This window comes from Halorubrum laminariae, assembly GCF_024494655.1.
GTDB lineage: Archaea > Halobacteriota > Halobacteria > Halobacteriales > Haloferacaceae > Halorubrum > Halorubrum laminariae.
Map to the genome: position 1 here is coordinate 86,485 of NZ_JANHDL010000010.1, position 18,035 is coordinate 104,519.

At 59.4% G+C, this 18,035-nt stretch carries 8 protein-coding genes and 1 pseudogene; 4 read left to right on the top strand and 5 right to left on the bottom strand.

Annotated features, from left to right (window positions below; all coding sequences use genetic code 11):
- Window positions 1–199: 199 nt before the first annotated feature.
- The 4 genes from NO887_RS14540 to NO887_RS14555 are packed head-to-tail and all read right to left on the bottom strand — an operon-like array spanning window position 200 to window position 9,229.
- A complete protein-coding gene (locus NO887_RS14540; protein WP_256418942.1) occupies window positions 200–4,033 on the bottom strand; it encodes a hypothetical protein in 3,834 nt (1,277 codons plus the stop codon).
- A complete protein-coding gene (locus tag NO887_RS14545) occupies window positions 4,030–4,650 on the bottom strand; it encodes a BREX protein BrxB domain-containing protein (protein ID WP_006182471.1) in 621 nt (206 codons plus the stop codon). Before NO887_RS14545 ends, NO887_RS14540 begins: the two co-directional genes overlap by 4 nt.
- Window positions 4,647–8,393 (bottom strand): hypothetical protein, encoded by a 3,747-nt coding sequence (locus NO887_RS14550; RefSeq protein ID WP_256418943.1) that lies wholly within the window; start codon window positions 8,391–8,393, stop codon window positions 4,647–4,649. The genes NO887_RS14545 and NO887_RS14550 overlap by 4 nt, the downstream gene beginning before the upstream one ends.
- The gene (locus NO887_RS14555) at window positions 8,393–9,229 is read right to left on the bottom strand and encodes a BrxA family protein (protein ID WP_122106902.1); all 837 of its coding nucleotides are present in this window, start codon (window positions 9,227–9,229) and stop codon (window positions 8,393–8,395) included. Before NO887_RS14555 ends, NO887_RS14550 begins: the two co-directional genes overlap by 1 nt.
- Before the next feature lie 128 nt (window positions 9,230–9,357).
- Between NO887_RS14555 and NO887_RS14560 the strand changes: the two genes are divergently transcribed.
- The 4 genes from NO887_RS14560 (at window position 9,358) to NO887_RS14575 (ending at window position 17,646) form a co-directional block, all read left to right on the top strand.
- Window positions 9,358–12,546 (top strand): PD-(D/E)XK nuclease family protein, encoded by a 3,189-nt coding sequence (locus tag NO887_RS14560; RefSeq protein ID WP_256418944.1) that lies wholly within the window; start codon window positions 9,358–9,360, stop codon window positions 12,544–12,546.
- A complete protein-coding gene (locus NO887_RS14565; protein ID WP_256418945.1) occupies window positions 12,539–16,177 on the top strand; it encodes a UvrD-helicase domain-containing protein in 3,639 nt (1,212 codons plus the stop codon). The genes NO887_RS14560 and NO887_RS14565 overlap by 8 nt, the downstream gene beginning before the upstream one ends.
- 136 nt (window positions 16,178–16,313) lie before the next feature.
- The gene (locus tag NO887_RS14570; RefSeq protein WP_122106900.1) at window positions 16,314–17,252 is read left to right on the top strand and encodes a ParA family protein; all 939 of its coding nucleotides are present in this window, start codon (window positions 16,314–16,316) and stop codon (window positions 17,250–17,252) included.
- A complete protein-coding gene (locus NO887_RS14575) occupies window positions 17,245–17,646 on the top strand; it encodes a DUF7970 domain-containing protein (protein ID WP_235167900.1) in 402 nt (133 codons plus the stop codon). The genes NO887_RS14570 and NO887_RS14575 overlap by 8 nt, the downstream gene beginning before the upstream one ends.
- 167 nt (window positions 17,647–17,813) lie before the next feature.
- Here the strand turns inward: NO887_RS14575 and NO887_RS14580 are convergent.
- Window positions 17,814–18,035 (bottom strand): annotated as a pseudogene (locus tag NO887_RS14580) (Fic family protein); the annotation flags it as partial.

The following is an 18,035-nucleotide window of genomic DNA, read 5'->3' on the forward strand; positions in this document are numbered from 1 at the left end:
CGTTTCCGGACAGACGATAATTGAATACTTTCTTGAGCAGACGGCACCGTGGTTCTTCCTAATTCAGACTGCAGTCTTCTTCGGGTCCCGTTCTCTCCTCACCAATAGCTAGGGTATCAAGCCTATATCCGTTATTTAATACGTGTCTCTTCTTGCTGATCGCTCGGATTGGATCTACGTCGGAATTGTTGACGGTGTCTCAGTCCTCTATAACTACGATACTCCCGTTATCTAGCTCGTCCAACGTCCCGTTCACGGCCCTCTTTCGACCAAGAACAGTATTCGCGTCCGAAAGGAGTTCGGTCACACGATTCTCGCTTGGTCGACTTTCGGCATCAACAGCTGACGTAACTTCATCGGTCACGTCGGCGTTCGGAAGCTCCTGGCGCAACTCTTCAGCGACCATCTGAAGTTCGGCCCACGCATCGTCGTCCGCATCTGGCGGCCTCGGGTCCTTTGCACGCTCGATGAGCTGGCGCACTCGTCGCTCTGAGGGCGGTCGCGAAGCGGCGAGTGTAGTCTCGACGGACTCGGTCGTTGGTGACTCTGGGTGTTCCTCACGCAGGTCTTCGCCTGCTGCCCGTAGCTGCGACCAAAGAGCCGAACCGTCAGAGTCGTCGAGGAGGTCGCGAACCTGCTCGTACGTTTCGGCCTGTTGGACGACAGCGGAGTCGACGACATCACCTTCCGACAGATCCTCACCGGCCCACACAGCTTCGAACACGTCCTCCAGGTCGCCAAGTACGATGTCGTCGAACTCATCAGTAGCACCATCGACGATCCCTCGAACGTCGTCCTCGTTCGACCGTAGCCACGCGCTCAGATCGGCACAGATGGCCTCCGGGTCAGAGTCAGCGACGGTCTCACCTGTGATCCGCCGGTACTGCGCCGACGTTTCGTCGGCGCGAAGTCCCTTCGCGTCCTCCAGCCGTGACTCGACCGTCGAAACGCTGGGAACAGTATCGCCTTCCGCTGTCGCTCGCATACTGGCAGTGATCGACGCGTTCGGATAGAGCGAGGCCATCGTGTCGAGCTCGTCGCTGAAGCGTTCCCAGAGTGTCGTCCCGTCTTCGCTGACGCCGAAGAGTTCACGAGCGTTCGCGAAGATCTTCGCCTCCTCGAGTACCGTTTCGAGGTCATCCTCACTTCCGAGGTCGGACGTGGAAAGCTCGTCCCCGCCGAGGGCTGGGTCGACCGTTGCCTCGAAGGCGCTGAGCGTCACATCGAACTCACGGCTGGCGCCTTTCAGCGTCCGCTTGACAGTCGCACTGTTCTCGTTGACCCACTGGCCGAGCTCGCCCAGCCACTCGTCTGGTCCATCACCCGACGGCTGTTCACCGAGCACCGTCGTAACGAGTTCTCGCACCGTCTTCGGATCGATAATCTCGACGCCGAAGCGGACTTGGAGTGAGGTCAGTCCCCCTTTGGTCCGCACTTGTCGGCCGATGGCGGCGGGATCAGACACGTACTCCGTATCCTGCTTGAGCGCGACTGACTCGTTGGAGGTCGCAAGTGTGATGAGCAGCGCCGCGATCGACTCCTGTGGCGTCCCGCGGTAGTCCCCGTTGGCAGTCCGTGTTTGTTGCAGGAGTGTCTCGACGTCGACGGATTTCTGTCCCTCGTACATATCGATGAACTCGCGACACCAGCCCGTATCGGCGACTTCCACGTTGGCGGTGTCGACGCCAAGCATCGCGGCGTCCGCGTCCGAAAGGGGCCAGTCACCGCTCCCGCGGAAGAACTTCGCCATCGCCTTTGCGTCGTCGACCTCGACGAGCGGCCGTGAGAGCGTCTTTCGAGACGATCCGAAGACAGCATTGACCTGGTCTTCGACGACGCTTTCAAGCACGCTCGAGCGCGCACCACGGTGTTCGTGTACCGTGTACACCGACGCGTCTTCGAGTATCTCCGTCACCGATGATTCGAGGCGGCGTTTGTCGGCACGGTGCTCGCGTTCGAGTTCCTCGTGGGATTCGGTCTCCTCGTCCAACACCTGTCCCATCCCGATGACGTTCCGGATTCGCTCCAGCATTGTCTCCGGGACGTCGACGGTGATCAGGATGTGCTCGCCACCGTCGCGACCGTTGTTCACGTCCTGCCACGTCTCAATCTGCTCCGAGACAGTATCGTGATCATCGGCCAGCACACGAACGCGAAGCGCGTCGTACTCGGGAGACGGGGCTCGGTCGACTGGTTCGAGGATGGAGTACTCGTACCGCAGTGGGACGAGGCGCTCGTCGCCGACATCTACCTCGTGGCGGCTGCCGTCACTCCTGAAGAACGCGTCGTTCTCCCGCAGCCGCGTTTCCACCCATGCCGACAGCTGATGCGGCGATATCTTCGCGGCCTTGTCCTGGGCGCGACTGAGGATGCTCTCCTGTTCCTCGGAGACGAGCGTGTAGACCTCGTCGCCTTGGTCGTTCGTCTCGGTGAGTGCCTTCTGCTTGTCGACGAGCGTCTCCAGTCCCGATTCGGTTCGCTCGACGACGTCGTCGACGGACGCCGTGACGTCGTCGACCATCAACCGACCGAGGTTCCCTGGCGTCGACGGCACAGCGGGCGTCTGGTTCAGAAGGTAGAGTCCTTTCGCGAGGCGGACTTCCCACGCATCCTCGTCACCGTCGAACGTCGGGACGAGCGTGTTATCGATCATCTCCTGGACCCAGAGCGGGAGGTACGTGGTCTCCTCGACCAACAGGTCGAACAGAACGTCCCACGTGACGAGCGAGCCCTCCTCCTTCGACGCCCACCCGAACTTCGTGAACAGCGACCGAACGAGGACGAGCAGTGCTCGACCCTGAATGTAGTCGCGATCGGTCGACCGGCCCTGTGTGATGAGTTCCTGCATTACCGCCCGCAGGAGCGACAGGTCGTACTCGCGGAACGGATAGGACTCGACTGGGTCTGGATCCGCGCTCGTCACCGACGAGTACGTGTCGAGTGAGAGATCGGGCATCGACGCCACTAACGACTCGACACGTTCGCGTCCCTCGGGGTCCGACTTCTGGAGCCATCGCTTCCGGACGATGATCTCAGTGTCCGCTCCTTCAAGCCGTACCTGTTGATGCGTCCAGTGATCTTCGGGCGGCTCACCGATGAGACTCTCCCGTGTATCCGGGAGGGAGTACTGCCCGGTAGTGACCACGACCGGGTTCGGCCCACGCTGCAGTGCCTCCATTGTATCCTCGAACTCACGATAGCGATGGCGACTGTCGCCGACGAAGAGCGCCACCTCGTCTAAGCCGAGCAGCAATTCGGTTCGTTTGCTGCCGTCGTTGAGAGCCACCGTTGCAGTCTCGACCCGTGAGACGAGGTCCTCGGGATCGAATTCTTCTGGATCGACATCCGCTTCTGCGGTCTCGATGGAGGCTTTCACGCCAGAACGACTGTTGAGTTCCGTCCCGGATGTCTCTTCCATCGCCGGCAACGCCTCGTAGAGCCAGCTGCGGAGGGACGCCCGTTCGGCGAGTACGTCGTCGAATGTCTTCCCGTCATGCTCGAACGTTCGGAGGGCTTCCCAGACCCCATCGTACTCCATGTCCAGCGTCCAGGCCCACTCGAGCAGCCAGTTCGGGTCGGTCGGATATCCGAGATCCCGGCCAATCGCCTCGAAGATGAGGAACGGCAGCGGCGGCTCTTTCGACGCATCGCGGTCAAGCAGGTTGAGGAAAACTGGCTTGAGGCGGTCGACGTGAGAGTCTGTGATTGCTTGCTGGAGTTCGTCGAACCCGGGCCACTGTTCGGCTAGTCGATCACCCAGGTAGGCGAACTCGGATTCGTCGTCAGCGAGGAGGCCGACCAGCTTCAGGAGGTGGGTCTTCCCCGAACCAAACGTCGCGTGGATGTAGAGGAACCGAGCGGCCTCACCGGGATGGGTCTGGATAGCTTCGCCGAGCGTTTCGAGGACCTGCTCGGCACTGTCGGTTTCATAGAACTCTCTCACGTCGGTCTCGGCTCGCTCGCGAGCGTTGACTTTCTGTACTTCTTCGAGCTGTCGCGTCGGATCGCTGTGGAAGAGGTCGTCGATAGTCATTGGAGATGCACCCCCTGGATCTGGCCGTCGATCTGGTGGGCGGGGTAGTAATGGCGTGATTCACCGCCGAAGAAGCTCAGCTTCCCGCCGACGACGTCCCCCGGGAATGGGATTCCGATGGTGGACTTTACGTTCCGACGGTCAAGCTCGTCCAGCAGTTCTGAGGCACGCGTGAACGGATACAGACTGCCGAGATTGAGTAAGAGCACCACATGGCTCTGGGTCTCCAGCTGGGCTTCGCTGAGCTCGTGTTCGATCATTTGCTGAACGAGTTCTTCAGCAAGCCGGTCCTGCATCGTCTCCTCGATACGCTCACCTGGCGACGTATCGCCCTCGAGTTCAGCCAGGGGTTCGCCCAGGTCGACGAGGAGTTTGTACACATCTGTCCGTGGCAGGAGTTCGTCAAGCCAGATCGGCTGGACCGTTACGTTGTCAGGAATCTCTGGGGCTTCCTTTCGTCCATCGGACCAGGTCGCGAGCCTATCTGCGACCCGATGCTCGACTGCTGGGTCGACAGCAGCGATGACGAACGGGTTACGAATCCCGTGTTGCCCCTGAGCGAATGTCCGTAGTTTCTCCTTGAATTCACGATACGGCGACGAACTCGTCTGGCTCATCGAATAATCACCCCTTCGTCAGTCTCCTCGATATCAAGATCTTGCTGTTCCACGAGACGCTCCAACCGGCGATTCAGTTTCTGCCGATCGTCAGGAACGATGCCGATCTGATCGACGTCGTCCGGCGTACGATCCCCAACGATCGACGACAGTTCATCGAGCCGATCATCCAGCTCACTCGGACTGTACTCGATAGTTTCAGCGAGCGGCTCTAACTGCGCCACGTCGTCAGTAATCTCGACGATATCGTCTGAATCAGCATCGGTAGACAACACCGTGATCGCGCTCTCGATGGTTTCGTACCACTGCTGGAGGTGGCGCATCGGAGTGATGTATTCGCCTTCGAAGGCGACGTGGACGCCTGCGGGGAGATCAGTAGCTGGGAGAATCCATGGATGCTCCTCAATACGGCTGACTAGTTCACGCAGGCCTCGTTCGTCAACGAACGCGTTCCACGACCTCTCAAGTTCGGGTGCGAGGTCCGGAACTAATTCTCCCGAGAGTGTACTCCACCCATCGGTCGTCCACCACTCCCCATCGAACGATGAGACCGCAGATGAGCGGGACTCGATAGATGCTTGAGCGTCGTCGTCAACCCAGTCGAACTGGCGGTTTCGAATCGTTAGTACCGCGTCGAGCTGTTGTAGCGTCGAAAGACGCCGGTTCCAGACGTCGGTTACCTCTTCGACCCACTCTCGGGCCTCGTTGGTCTCGTCGATGACATCCTCGATGCCGTCATCTTGTGACTTGACGGTTGAGATGCGATTTTCGGTAGTATTGATTCGTTCCGCCAGCTCATCAGCAAACGCATTGAGTAAGCCAGCGACTTCGTCGGTTCGCACGTCGGTTTCGACGACTAGCGTAACGTCCTCGCGAAGTCCGGTCAGCTTCGAGCGAATCTGCTGGTTAGCTTCTTGGAGGTGGATGAGACCATCCGCAACCGTTTCAGTCGTCTCCTTGAATCCACCCTCTTCCAACAGCTTGCTCAAGTTTGTGCGTGGAAGGAGTTTCAACCTCGTCGTCGAGAGGCTGTCGAGGTCAAGGACGGCTTCGTCCTCCAGCGTGTTTCCGTCTTCGTCGATTGGTAGTAGTCTCCCCTCCCGACAGAATCCCCAGATGATCGCACAGAGAGCAGGCCGGGCCTCGTCGTAGAATGGCTTCTCCTCAACGATCCCGTCGAGAACGGTGTTCATATTGAGTCCTTCGTCGCGGCCTTTCAGCTGCCGGCCGGTGAGGGACATTACGTTTCGTTGAATCGTCTGTTTACCCTGCCCACCATTCTGGTTCGACGAGGGGACTTGGATTGTTCGCGCCCAGGGCGGGAGCGGAGCATCGCTGTCGAGTTCGCGTAGTTCTCGCAGTCGACTTTCGTCGACCTGGAGCATCATCGGGTGGAAGTCGTCGGGATAGGCGACGTCGACAGTGGCCTGTATCGCCTTCGAGAGACCACCGATGTCCGTCCGATCTTTCACGGTATAGGAGCCACTCATCATTGCGCTCGTCAGCTTACTTCGGACGGCGTTGGCACGCTGTTCGAGGTCACGCTCGACGGCTGGTGGGGCGTCACGCGTCGCAATTGCGTCGCGAAGCGCCCACCACTCAATCATTCGTTTGCGAAGATCTTGGAGGCCATCCGTGTCGATCTCCCAGTAGAGCGTGTCCTCGTCAGTTTGCTCTGGTTCTATGTCTGGGCGGACGCCCTGCACATCGACGTCGATGTCCAGCCCACCTTCGGCTTCAATACTGCTCTCGAATGTTGTCCCGTCGAGTCCGAAGTGATACGAAACGGGGTACTCGTCACTGGATTCTCCGTACGGGACTGACTCTGGTAGCGATAGGTCCTGGGTGATGCGATTCCAGAGATGTTCGTCCAAGGTGTTGACGACGTCGTCCCAGTCGGGGTCGGCTTCATTCTCCTCGGTCTCGTCGTAGATGAGGCGTTCTTCCTGTGTCGCGAACCGATAGCGAGGCCCACTTTCGTCTTGCGTCGGCCGAATGAACTTCTGCAGTCGATCCAGTGATTCCTCGACCCGATTGGTCGTGCTAACCCACGATTGGCCGTTCAGGTCGTCCATGACGGCGACCGCGATATTCCCCTCGTTCAGGGGAACGATTTCGTGGACGTGCTGGAGCAGGAGTACGGCCTTCGCAACGTCGAGGTCGAACTCTTGAAGCTCACTTTCGCCGTTGCCTATCTCGTCAGCGATGCCGGTCGTCTCGTCGGTGCCCTCGACGACCCGCATATCCTGCGGTAAGATCTCACGGAGTTCAGGCTCAATCAACTCGAAGAAGTCGACCAGCGAGACGATATGGTCTTCCTTGCCCTCGTCGACCCAGTCGTCCAGCAACCCGTGCATAAGCGCGAGAATGGCACGGGCAGTCCCCGAGAAGATGGACTTCGCCGGGTCGTTTGCCTCTCGACGGAGGTTGAACAGGATTTCGAGGAACAGCGGCGCGTGATACGGCAGGAAGGGGTAGAACTCTACGAGCTCCTCATCATCAATCGCATCGAGTGCCGGCTTGGTGTTCTGTTTGATTTCGTTGTACACGAGCGACTCAGCCGGTTTCACGTCGGCGTCGTCAAGGACTCGCCGAACCGCGTCCTCGCCCGTCTCTGACTTCTGGAACAGCCGGCGTTTGGCGATGTCTCCGACGTGCTTGCTCGGAAGCTGATACCGGTGCGGGAACCGGTCTTTGACGATACTGAAATCGGCCCCGTGGGCCGCGAACTTGGGTTGGACATCTTCGATTTTTGCCTGCGCCGTCGCGACAAGCTGAATGTCGCCGTCTCCGATGTCGTCGACGTTTTCCGCGAGTGTCTGTAGTTCGGTGAGCCGCTCGAAGTCGGTCCCAATGAAGAGGCTCACCTCGTCGAGCAGGAGGACGAGCTTGACTGGTTGCTCAAGCTCCGCTTCACGTTCCTGGCGCAGCGATTCCAGTCGACTGACAACCTCTTCTGGGTCAATATCCGAGGGTTGGAGATCGGTGTAGCCGTCGCGTGTCCCCGTGACACCCTCGAACAGCTTCGGAAGCACAACATCGGACAGCGCACTGTACTCCTGGACGTCGGTCCAGAGGCCGTCAGTTCCCCACTCGTATCGCGGTTGATCCGGTGTCACTCCCTCGACGACTGATGCAGCTCGATCCTCTCGTTCTGGCCAGGCGTCGGTCGTTTGATACCAGTCTTCGAAGTATGCGACGTCAAGCTGGGAGGACAACCCAGTCGAGACCCCGTTATTGACGCCCGTGAGTATCGGATTCTGGTGGGCGTGCCGGAGAACAATTTCACTAAAGCTGCGTTGCTTCTGACCCTGATACTTCAGCAGGTTCACTGAGACAGGGATGACGTGATATTCGGAATGAACGGATTCCCACTGGGTTCGGAGCGTATCGAGGTCCCCACTCGCTGACGCATCCGGGACGAGGTTACTCCAAACCTCGTCGGAGCGGTCCTGGAGCCACTGAGTATCCATCAGCCCATCCAGAACTGTGAGGAGGTGGCTCTTTCCGCTCCCGTAGTACCCGTAGAGCCAGTAGTTCGACCCTGTACGCATATCCTCTGCTTCGCCGAGCAGTCGTTTGACGAAGTCTTCGAGGAAGCGCTGGGAGTCAGCCGTAACGTGATATGACTCAATGGCTTGTTTCCGGTGCCGTTTCTCGTCTGCAGATTGGTCCTCGCGGTCGATGCGTACCGATTCCTCGAAGTCCTCCGGTAAGTCTTCAAACCATGTTGCGTCGACCATTATTCAGCTCCCCCACTCGTAATCGATGAGTACGGCTCGTCGGCCGGCCGCAGTTGGAGACTTCCATGGAGATCGACAAACTCCCACGCTTCCGTCTCTGCTGCCCGATTGTAGAGTTCCTCCCAACGGGCGCTCGGCTGGAATAGGTACTGGAGCCCAGTTGGTGATTCGAACCACTCTTCGTCGCCTTCCTCATACGAGTAGCCCATTGCGACGAGGAGTGGCGTCTCTCCTAGTGATGGTGGATTACCGACGACCGTTTGCTGATTCTCCAGGGCGCCGATTTCGCGCATAACTGACCGCAGTCCTTCGCACCATCTCTCTGTCGTTGAGTCCGCATAGTCGAACGGTGTCTCGTCAGTGTATTCGAACTGGTTCAAGACGGAGGTGAGTGTCTCATTAGAGAAGTCAAGAGATTCGGGAAAGTCCTCAGCAATGCGTCGGGCATATTCGTGAACAGCATATCGAACGAGCGCGTCATCGGCGACTAGATAGAGGTAGAGCACTTGAGCTTTGTCTCGCGATGACGAACAGGTATCCAAGACGGCGGGAAGATCACTTGGATTAGGGAGGGTGGCAGGTGCGTTTTTGAATCGTGATGAGAGAACGCGGTATATTTTCTGGGAACTCCCCTTCGTACTGCGGTTCGCACGTCGTTCCTCAAACCAGATTTCCTTGACCTGGTTCCAGTTCCCGTGTTCACGGTACAACCGAGCGATCTCTTCTGCTCGGTCAGGTAGGAGGCCGCACATGGTCAAATCCATGTTGACCTCTTCGGGAGAGAATGTACGGGAAAGAGACGGCGGTCCGTTATCGCCGTCCGGTAGAGTGTTCATACGATGGTGGAGTCAACCAACCCACTTTACTATTTGTCATTGTTGGATATTCACTCCGCGTTAGTCAGAATACGCGTAGAGGAACCAATAAAAATGAAGTGAGAGCGATATCTTGAGGACTGTATTCGATGACCTCTACGCTCCTAACTGGTTCTCAGCATGCACATTTAGAGAAGGCGGCTTTTGAACGGGCTGCGGAGATTGCTGAGGATTCACTCGGGAGTGTTCTCTACATCACCCGGAACGACGCTCGTCGAAGTGAAGTTGAGGACAATTGGGCTACGACACACGACCCTCTCAGTCTTCGTGCCGAGACGCTCGACGCAGTTGTTCGGGAGTGGTACGAGCATCTCCACGGCCCGGTTCAACCGCTCTCCGGGCAGCTGAACCGTCGACTCGCGGAGTACGCGCTTGACCGAACAACAGCCGAGACAGATGGCGCTCTTGCTGGCGAACCAGCCTCTGCCGCCCTCGCTGATTCGTTCAGTAGCCGCTTCTCACTCTTCGACGACGCCGGCGTCGGTACCGCTGACGCGCTCGTAGCGGAGTTCGAGGGCTCAGACCTCGATGACCGTATCGCGACAGCCACTGTCGACGCGTACCGACACTACCGGAATCTCCACGCTGACTATGTCGATGAGTGGGTCTGTACCCGGGGAGAAATGTTCGACGCCGTCGCAACGGCGGAGCAGTCACTATCGGCGCTCTCCCCGGAACTGGATGTCGTCGTCCTCTCCGGGTATCACGAGTTCCGCCCCGTCGAACGCCGACTCATCGAACGCCTCGTCGACGAACTTCCAATGATCGCACTGCTGCCGCTTCACCAGGATGGTCGGAGCGGAGTCGACGCCGTTGCGGAGGACGCCTTAGAGGTCTACGACGCACTTGACTTCGAGACAGTAGAACTCGATCCCGTCGACGAGTCAGGGCGAGCCTTCGGAACGATCACCGAGTCGCTCTACCGCCCGGACCCGGGCACTGTCCCTACTCCAGACACTCTGCGATGGCGTGAACTCCCGACGCCCGAGCGCGAGATTCGCTTCGTCGCTCGCGAGCTCAGAACCGAGTTGGCCGATGGCCGTGATCCCGACGATCTGGCCGTCGTCGTTCCCGGGACTGAGGCTTATTCGGGGTACGTCGAGGATACGTTCGATACGTTCGACATCCCGCACGTCACGACCGCCGCCTCACAGCTGAACCGGACGTTCACCGGGAGCGTCGTCCACGATCTCCTGAACCTCGCCGAACCCGAGCCCCGTGCTGAGGACCTCACGTCCCTGTTAGCGAATCCATTGGTTGACGTCGTCGACACCGACCAAGCCAACTCCGTCACGGCAGCTGCTCGCCGGCGTGACACGGTTTCTGTGTCACCCCTGCTCGATGACGTCGACGACCAGGCGGCGGCACTGATCGAGGAGCTGCTGGCCACGCTAGAGACGCTCCGAACAGGCGACGTCGAGGACGCAACCGAAACGCTCCGACGACTGTTGGATGACCGATTCGACCTGGAGGCGGCGACGGAGGACTACGCCAGCGGCGCCGAGCAAGCCGTCGAACAGCGAGCCTACGACCTCGTAGACGAGGTTCTCTCCTCGTTCGAGTCGCTGGCGGCGGTCAATAGCGATCTCTCTCCGTTGGCACTGTTCACCCGTGCGTTCGATGGCGTGCCGATTCGGGTTCCACAGCGCGCTGCTGGCGGCCACGTTGAGGTGATGGGGCTGCTCGACGCCCGGATGCGCTCGTTCGAGAAGGTGTTCCTCGTGGGCCTGACGAGCGAGCATTTCCCGGTAACGCCGGAACGCCCGGCCTTCTTCGAGGAGATGACCGACGCTCATCCGCGGTTCGACACTGGCGACGAGCGCCTCCGGGGGCGCTATCTCTTCGCGACGCTCCTCGCGAACGTCGACGAACTCACGATCACCACACCAGAGACGGGCGACGACGAATCCGCCGTCGTCCGGTCGCCGGTGCTCGACGAACTCCAGCGCGTGACCGGCATCGAACCCGAAGACGGCGTCGACGACCGCGTGGGCTCCCGCGAGGACCTACAGCGGCATGTCGCTGCAACGGCCGACCGGCGTGCGGCAGTCAGCCGCGCCGGCGACCGAGGTGATCTCTCCCCCGAGCAGACCAAGCGCACGGATCGGGGACTCCACTGTGCGGACAACAGGGGAACGACTGGCCTCTCCGAACACGACGGCGTTTTAGAACCCGAGACGGTCGATGAGGTATACCCTCCGTCGGCGCGGGAACCCTACAGCGCGAGTCGAATCGAACGATACGTCGAGTGTGGGTTCAAGTTCTACGCTGACGAAGTACTCGGAATTGCGGATCCGGACGATGTCGAGGTCGTCCCTACGCCCCTCGAAACTGGATCGTACGTCCACGACGTCCTCGAACGGTTCTTCGCGGATTTGCAGGACGAGACCGAGGACGGTGTCGATCTCACGAACTTCGACCGGGACGACCTGGCGACGCACCTTCGCGAGATCGCCGTTGAGGAACTCCGTGATGCTGACTTCGAGTACGACGGCCTGTTCTACGAACGGTGGAAGGCGGAGCTGTTCGCGGGCCTGGGTGACGGCGAGAGTGCTCCGTACGAGGCCGGGAGCAAACCTCACGACGCACCGGAACAGGGGTTGTTCGCTACCTTCCTCGACAACGAACTCTGGCGTGACGGCGCCGCCCGCCCACACCTGTTCGAGGCTCCGTTCGGTGAGGGGCTGCCCGACTCGGATGCTGGGCCGTTCACGGTTGAGCGACCGGACGGCTCGACTGTCTCGATTCGGGGATACATAGACCGCGTTGACGTGGGCCGGGATGGCGAACAACCGACGCTCACGCTCTACGACTACAAGACTGGGCGGGCACCGTATATGACGAAGACGACCGGTGGCACGAAGTTCCAGCTCCCCATCTATCTGCTTGCTGCGGCCAACGTCGTCGACGGTGATCTGTTCGAGCAGGGTTCGCTCTCGGCGACGTACTATCAGGTGCGACCGCCAAACGACCTCAAGGTTCCACGCGGCGTCGAATCGAAGTTCGATTCAGAGGTCGAACTCCGCCGGTTCCTGAACGATGTCGTTCCGGAGTGGTTGGGCCAGATCGACGAGGCGATCGGTAACGGTCGGTTCCACACGACGCTTCTGTCGGCTAGCGGAGCGAACTGCCGATACTGTGACTACCGTCGGGCGTGCGATGTCCGCCATCACCGCAAGCGGGAGTTCGTCGACAAGGTCCACGAGGACGACTCCGCGTACGTTCCGCTCCGTGTTCGTGACGACGAGGACATCGAGGCGGTGATGAGCGATGACTGAGGACCCCGAGGAGATTCAGCTCACGGAGGAACAGGAGGACGCGCTCGTCCAGGGCCGGAACGTCGCGATCACTGCCGGTGCTGGGACGGGGAAGACGACAACGCTCACCGAGCGGTACGTGACGATACTGGCCGAGAACCGGTCGCTCACGCCGGAGAACATCGTCACGATCACCTTCACGCGAAAGGCTGCTGCCGAACTGACTGAGCGTGTCCGAGAGGAGGTGTACGACCGGCTGGAGGCCGTCGACTCACCGAAGGCCTACCACCGCTGGCGAAACGTGCTCGACGATCTGGAGGACGGCTATGTCCACACCATTCACGCGTTCTGTACCCGGCTCCTGCGAGAACGGGCCGTCGAGGCTCCGGTCCCGCTCGGCTTCGACGTACTCGACGAAGACGGTGCCGCGACACTCCAACGCGAAGTCGTGACGGAGTTCCTTGAACGCAACCAGGACGATGATGAAGTCGCGCTCCTCGCGCAGCTCTGGGGTCGTGACCAGCTGGTCGATGTACTCGCTGGATTACTCGATGAGCGCCCGCAGAGCGAGGCCGTCCTCGATGAGTGGCGTGATGCCGAGGTCGCCGACTACGTCGATATCTGCTGGGAGGTCGTTTGTGATCTCGATGTCGCCGACGCCCGACAGACGCTGTATGCGGACGGGCTCCTTGACCAGCTACGCACGGTTGCGGGCCGTGTCGACCGTGAGGGCGCTATCGCCGACGAAGACGGTCTTCGAGCCTACCGGGCCTTCTCCGAGGTCGCGACGATACTCTCGGACTACCCCGAGGAAAGCGATCCCCGCGACTGTCAGCGGGCAATCCTCGAGCTGTACGAGGCCTGTGAGAAGAAGAACGGCGGCCTGTACAGCAGTTCGGGGTACGTCGTCGGTGACCGGGACGAGTGGGGTGAGTACGGTGACGTCTACGACGACCTGAAGGACGTCATCGACACGGTCATCGCGGCCGTCGAACCGCACGCGGATGCGGTCGAGACGACGCCAGGAGAACTGGAAGCGAATAGCGCTCACTACGCGCTGGCTCTGATGCGGGTCTTCGACGACGTCCTCGCAACCTACACCGACGAGAAGGAGCGCCGCGATACGCTCGACTTTCCCGACGTGATCGAGACAACCCTCGAGTTCTTGCGAGCGAACGATGCCGTCACGGTGCGGCTCCGAGAGCAGTTTGCGGCCGTGATGGTCGACGAGTTTCAGGACACGGACCCGCGTCAGTGGGAGTTGGTCAAGCTCCTCACGGGCGTTGACGAGCAGGCGGCGTCGAACGTCTTCCTGGTCGGCGACGAGAAACAGAGCATCTACGGATTCCGTGGGGCCGACGTGACGACGTTCGGGGATGCGCGCAGAGAACTCCAGACCGTCAACGAGGCTCGTGGAGTTGACGACGTTCCCGACAGCGAGGCCGAGAGTCCGACGGCGCTCGAACTCTCTGGGAACTTCCGGACGCTGGATGAGCCGCTGTCGTTCTTGAACGAACTCTTCGAGTACCTGTTCCAGTCGGAGGGTGATACGCACGAACCCTACGAAGCGCCACCACAGGAGTTGACCACGCAACGTGACCGTGTCGAGGACATCGAGGGACTTACCGGGAGTGTCGAGTATCTCGCTGTGCCCGACGATGCCGACACTGCGGCGGAACTCTTCGGCGACGACCATCCGGTCGCCGAAGGTGCGCTGGACCACACCATCGAGGCCGAGGCGCAAGCACTCGCTGCTCGACTGACCCACCTGTTCGACGATCCGCCGACAGTCCAAGACCCCGACACGGGTGATCATCGCGACGCTACGCCGGACGACACGGCGATCCTCCTTCGCCGGCGAACCCATCTGGATCGGTATCAGCGCGCCCTCGAAGAGTACGACATCCCCTACACTGTCGTCGGTGGCGTCGGGTTCTACGATACGCCTGAGGTCCAGGCGCTCACGAACCTGCTTCGAGTACTCGGTGATCCACAGGACGACGTCTCCCTCTACGGGGTGCTTCGGTCGCCGCTGTTCGGATTCACCGATGACCGCCTCGCACCAGCTGTCGCAGAGGCCGATTCAGTGTGGGATGCACTCGCCGAGACGGACGATCCACAGCTCGCGGATGCTTTCGACCTCCTCACTTCGTGGCGGACCCTTAGTGGCTGTGCGATGCCGTCTGAGGCTGGTGTGCTCCCGTGCAATCGTCTGTTGTCCCGGGTGATCGACGACACGGGGTATCTGGCGAGTGTGAGTGCTGACGAACGCAGTCAGCAGGCCGTCGCGAACGTCGAGAAATTTCGCGACCAGGTTCGAACTTGGAGTGAGAACGGTGTTCACACAGCTGCTGGGTTACTCCACCGGATCGACCGCCAAACCGAGATTGACCCCCGAGAAGGAGAGGCTGACATTCCGGGTGATGTTGAGGGCGTTCGGATAATGACGATTCACGCCGCGAAGGGACTTGAGTTCCCAATCGTCACTGTCCCCGATCTCGGAAGTGACCTCAATTTCGGGCGGTCCGTTGACGACCACGGCTATGTCCGCCTCGTCGAGGGGACGACTGATGCCCCACCGATTCCTGCAGTAGGTGCTCCCCACCCCAACGATGCGTTCGCAATCGAGAAGACGGCAGTCCACGAATATGCCGATCGTCGCTCGCTCCCGCAAGAGCGTGCGGAATCCAAACGACTGCTCTACGTGGCCTGTACCCGAACTCGGGACCACCTGCTGCTGTGTGGAACACACGACATCGATATCGATGAGTCTGGCCACATCGAACTCGGTGAGCCAGATGATTTCGACGACGCCAGTCGATGGCGGGATTGGATCCAGCCCATTCTGTTTGACGACCATGAGCTAGTCGCTGAGGCGTTTCACGATGGAGCTACAGACGCTCGAATTGGTGATGCCCAATACACCATTCAGGCGCCACCTCGGCCGGTTGAATGGCAATCTGAGGCTCCGACTGAAGAGTTAGACCCTGCGATTACTGTCCCTTCCCCGCCGGAACGTCAGGCTGCCGTTCGCGTTGCCGCGACGACCCTCGTCAGTGCTGTTGCGGATGCCTCCGAAGACGGACACAGCTACACGTCGGGGGATGGGACAGTCGGATTGAGTCCCACCACCTTCGGAACTGTTGTCCATCGGCTCAATGAGCTCCGTCCCCCACGAGAAGAGTGGCCCTCGTTTATTCGTCAATTGAGTCGTATGGGGAGCGAGGAACCGACGGATGACGATCTCCAAGCGGCCGTGAGCCATGCCCAGGATGCGATCCGGTTCGTCGATGAAACTGAGGCGGACCTCCCACTCGAAGCGACCTATGACGAGTACTCAGTTGTCGCTCGTCTTGATGACTCCCGCATAGTGGGTGATATTGACCGTCTTCTGGTCACTCCTGATGCGTATCATATCATCGACTACAAGACGAACGATCTTTCGTCGACGACGACTGATACCCTCGCTGACCACTATCGGCCGCAAATGCTTGCCTACGCTCTCGCGCTCTTCCAGCACGATCCCGCCCGGCAGGTTCGTGCTTCACTCCGGTTTACCGATGTTGGGGTTGAAGAACGGTTTGAGTGGCAACGGAGTGAACTGACTGATATCGAATCTGAACTTCGCTCTATGTTGGAGCTCGTCTCCTGAGCCACGTTTACTGATTCTATCCTAACTATTCTAGAGTAGTAAACTATTCTGGAATAGCGTATAGCTTTGGAATAGAATACTATTCGGACTATTCACCACAGAGTTAAGTTGAGAGGAGTTGATACTGCTGAATAGTATGAGTGGCTCAGATAGCGAGAATAGCATAGATAGAACGAATAGCCCGAATAGCCCATATGATTCGGTACAGACCGACGGCAACTTTCGGGCTGTTTCGGTTTGTATGCTTAAGGGGGGCGTCGGAAAATCGACGATTGCGGTCAACCTCGCCCGACAGCTGGCCGCACACGAACACGATGTCCTCCTCATCGATCTTGACCCGAACGGTCACGCGTCCGTTGGGCTGGGTTTTGACGACCAGTATCACAACACCGAGGAAACAATCGGCGACGTCTTCTTCGACGATGCTGACCCGACTTCTGTTGTCTACGATACCAGCTACGAGTTCGATATTCTCCCGTCCAGCGAGGATTTAGAACAGGTCGAGCGGGAGATCGTCGTGGGCGACGTGTTCCAACCCTCTGCGCTGCTCAAACGGGAAGTCGTCGACCCACTCCTCGGTGATACGTACGACTATATCGTCACGGATTCGCCGGCGTACCGGTCCCGACTCACGGACAACGCGCTCGTCGCGACAGCGAATCTCGTGCTTCCGCTCGCTCCTGGGAACGAGGCGATGGCCGGCTTGGAGCGAACCATCGAGCGACAGATCTCCCCGCTTCGGCAGCATATGGACGTCGACGTCCTGTCGCTGGTTCCGAACATGTTGAGCGGCCGTATCGACCAGCAGACTCAGGATCGACAGCTCCTCGAACGTCTCAACTCGCACGATAACCTTCAGGACCGCATCCCGAATTTCGCGAGAATCACGGACTGGGAGGCTGTCGACGCCGGCGATCTCAAACCATCACCGGGCATCCGTGACCGTACCAGCATCACGAAGGCCTACGGCGAGCGCAAACCCCTGCTGGACTACGACCCTGACTGTGACCAGTTGCAGTGTTTCGACGAGTTGGCGCACATCGTTGAGGCTGGGGAGGTGGTCCGCCATGGCTGACGACGATCCGTTTGCCGACCTCGGGGAGACACTCGAAGATGAACCGGACGACGAACCCCAGGATACGGATGACGCGTCTGAATCGGAAGGCGACGAGGAGACGCCCTCTCAGGAACCCGTCGAACGACAAAACCCGATGACCGATTCAGCGTTCAGCTATGAGGCCGCTAAACAGCGGCCTTTCTACGCCCGGGAGGCTACGATCGAGGACTTCGATTCCTGGCTGAAGTATGAACTGGAACGCGAGCTCAACCAGCAGGGCTACCAGAACATCGTCGTTCGGGAAATGACTGATGCTCTTCTCCGAACCGTCGTGGAGGAAGATCTCGTAGACGAAGTGGCCGAACGATTCGAACAAGCTCGCGAATCTGCTTCTTCAGAATCGACTGAATAGCGTACTATTCCAAAATAGAAAGCTATTCTACAATACCCCAACAGCAACCTCAGAATAGTCTGATTCCGCCTCTATACGGTGAACTCAGTTGAGACCGCCGGCTCACAGTAGTTGAGGCCGGTCATCTCAATGCATATGCCTGCCTCAAGCCCTCTCTGCTCAGTGGTTCAGAGTTGGTCGATCGGCTTGTTGATGATTTGGAAGACTTCGCTCGCCCGGTAGAACCGATTCCGGTCTTTCCCGGTGAGTTCTTCGAGTATTCCGTCATCTTCGAGCTGTCCGATCAGTCGGTTGGCCGTGCTGTATTCGACATCTAACCACTCGGCCGCCGTATTCACGTCAAGGTACGGATCTTCGAAGAGCCGCATCACCAGTTCGAGGATGTTCTC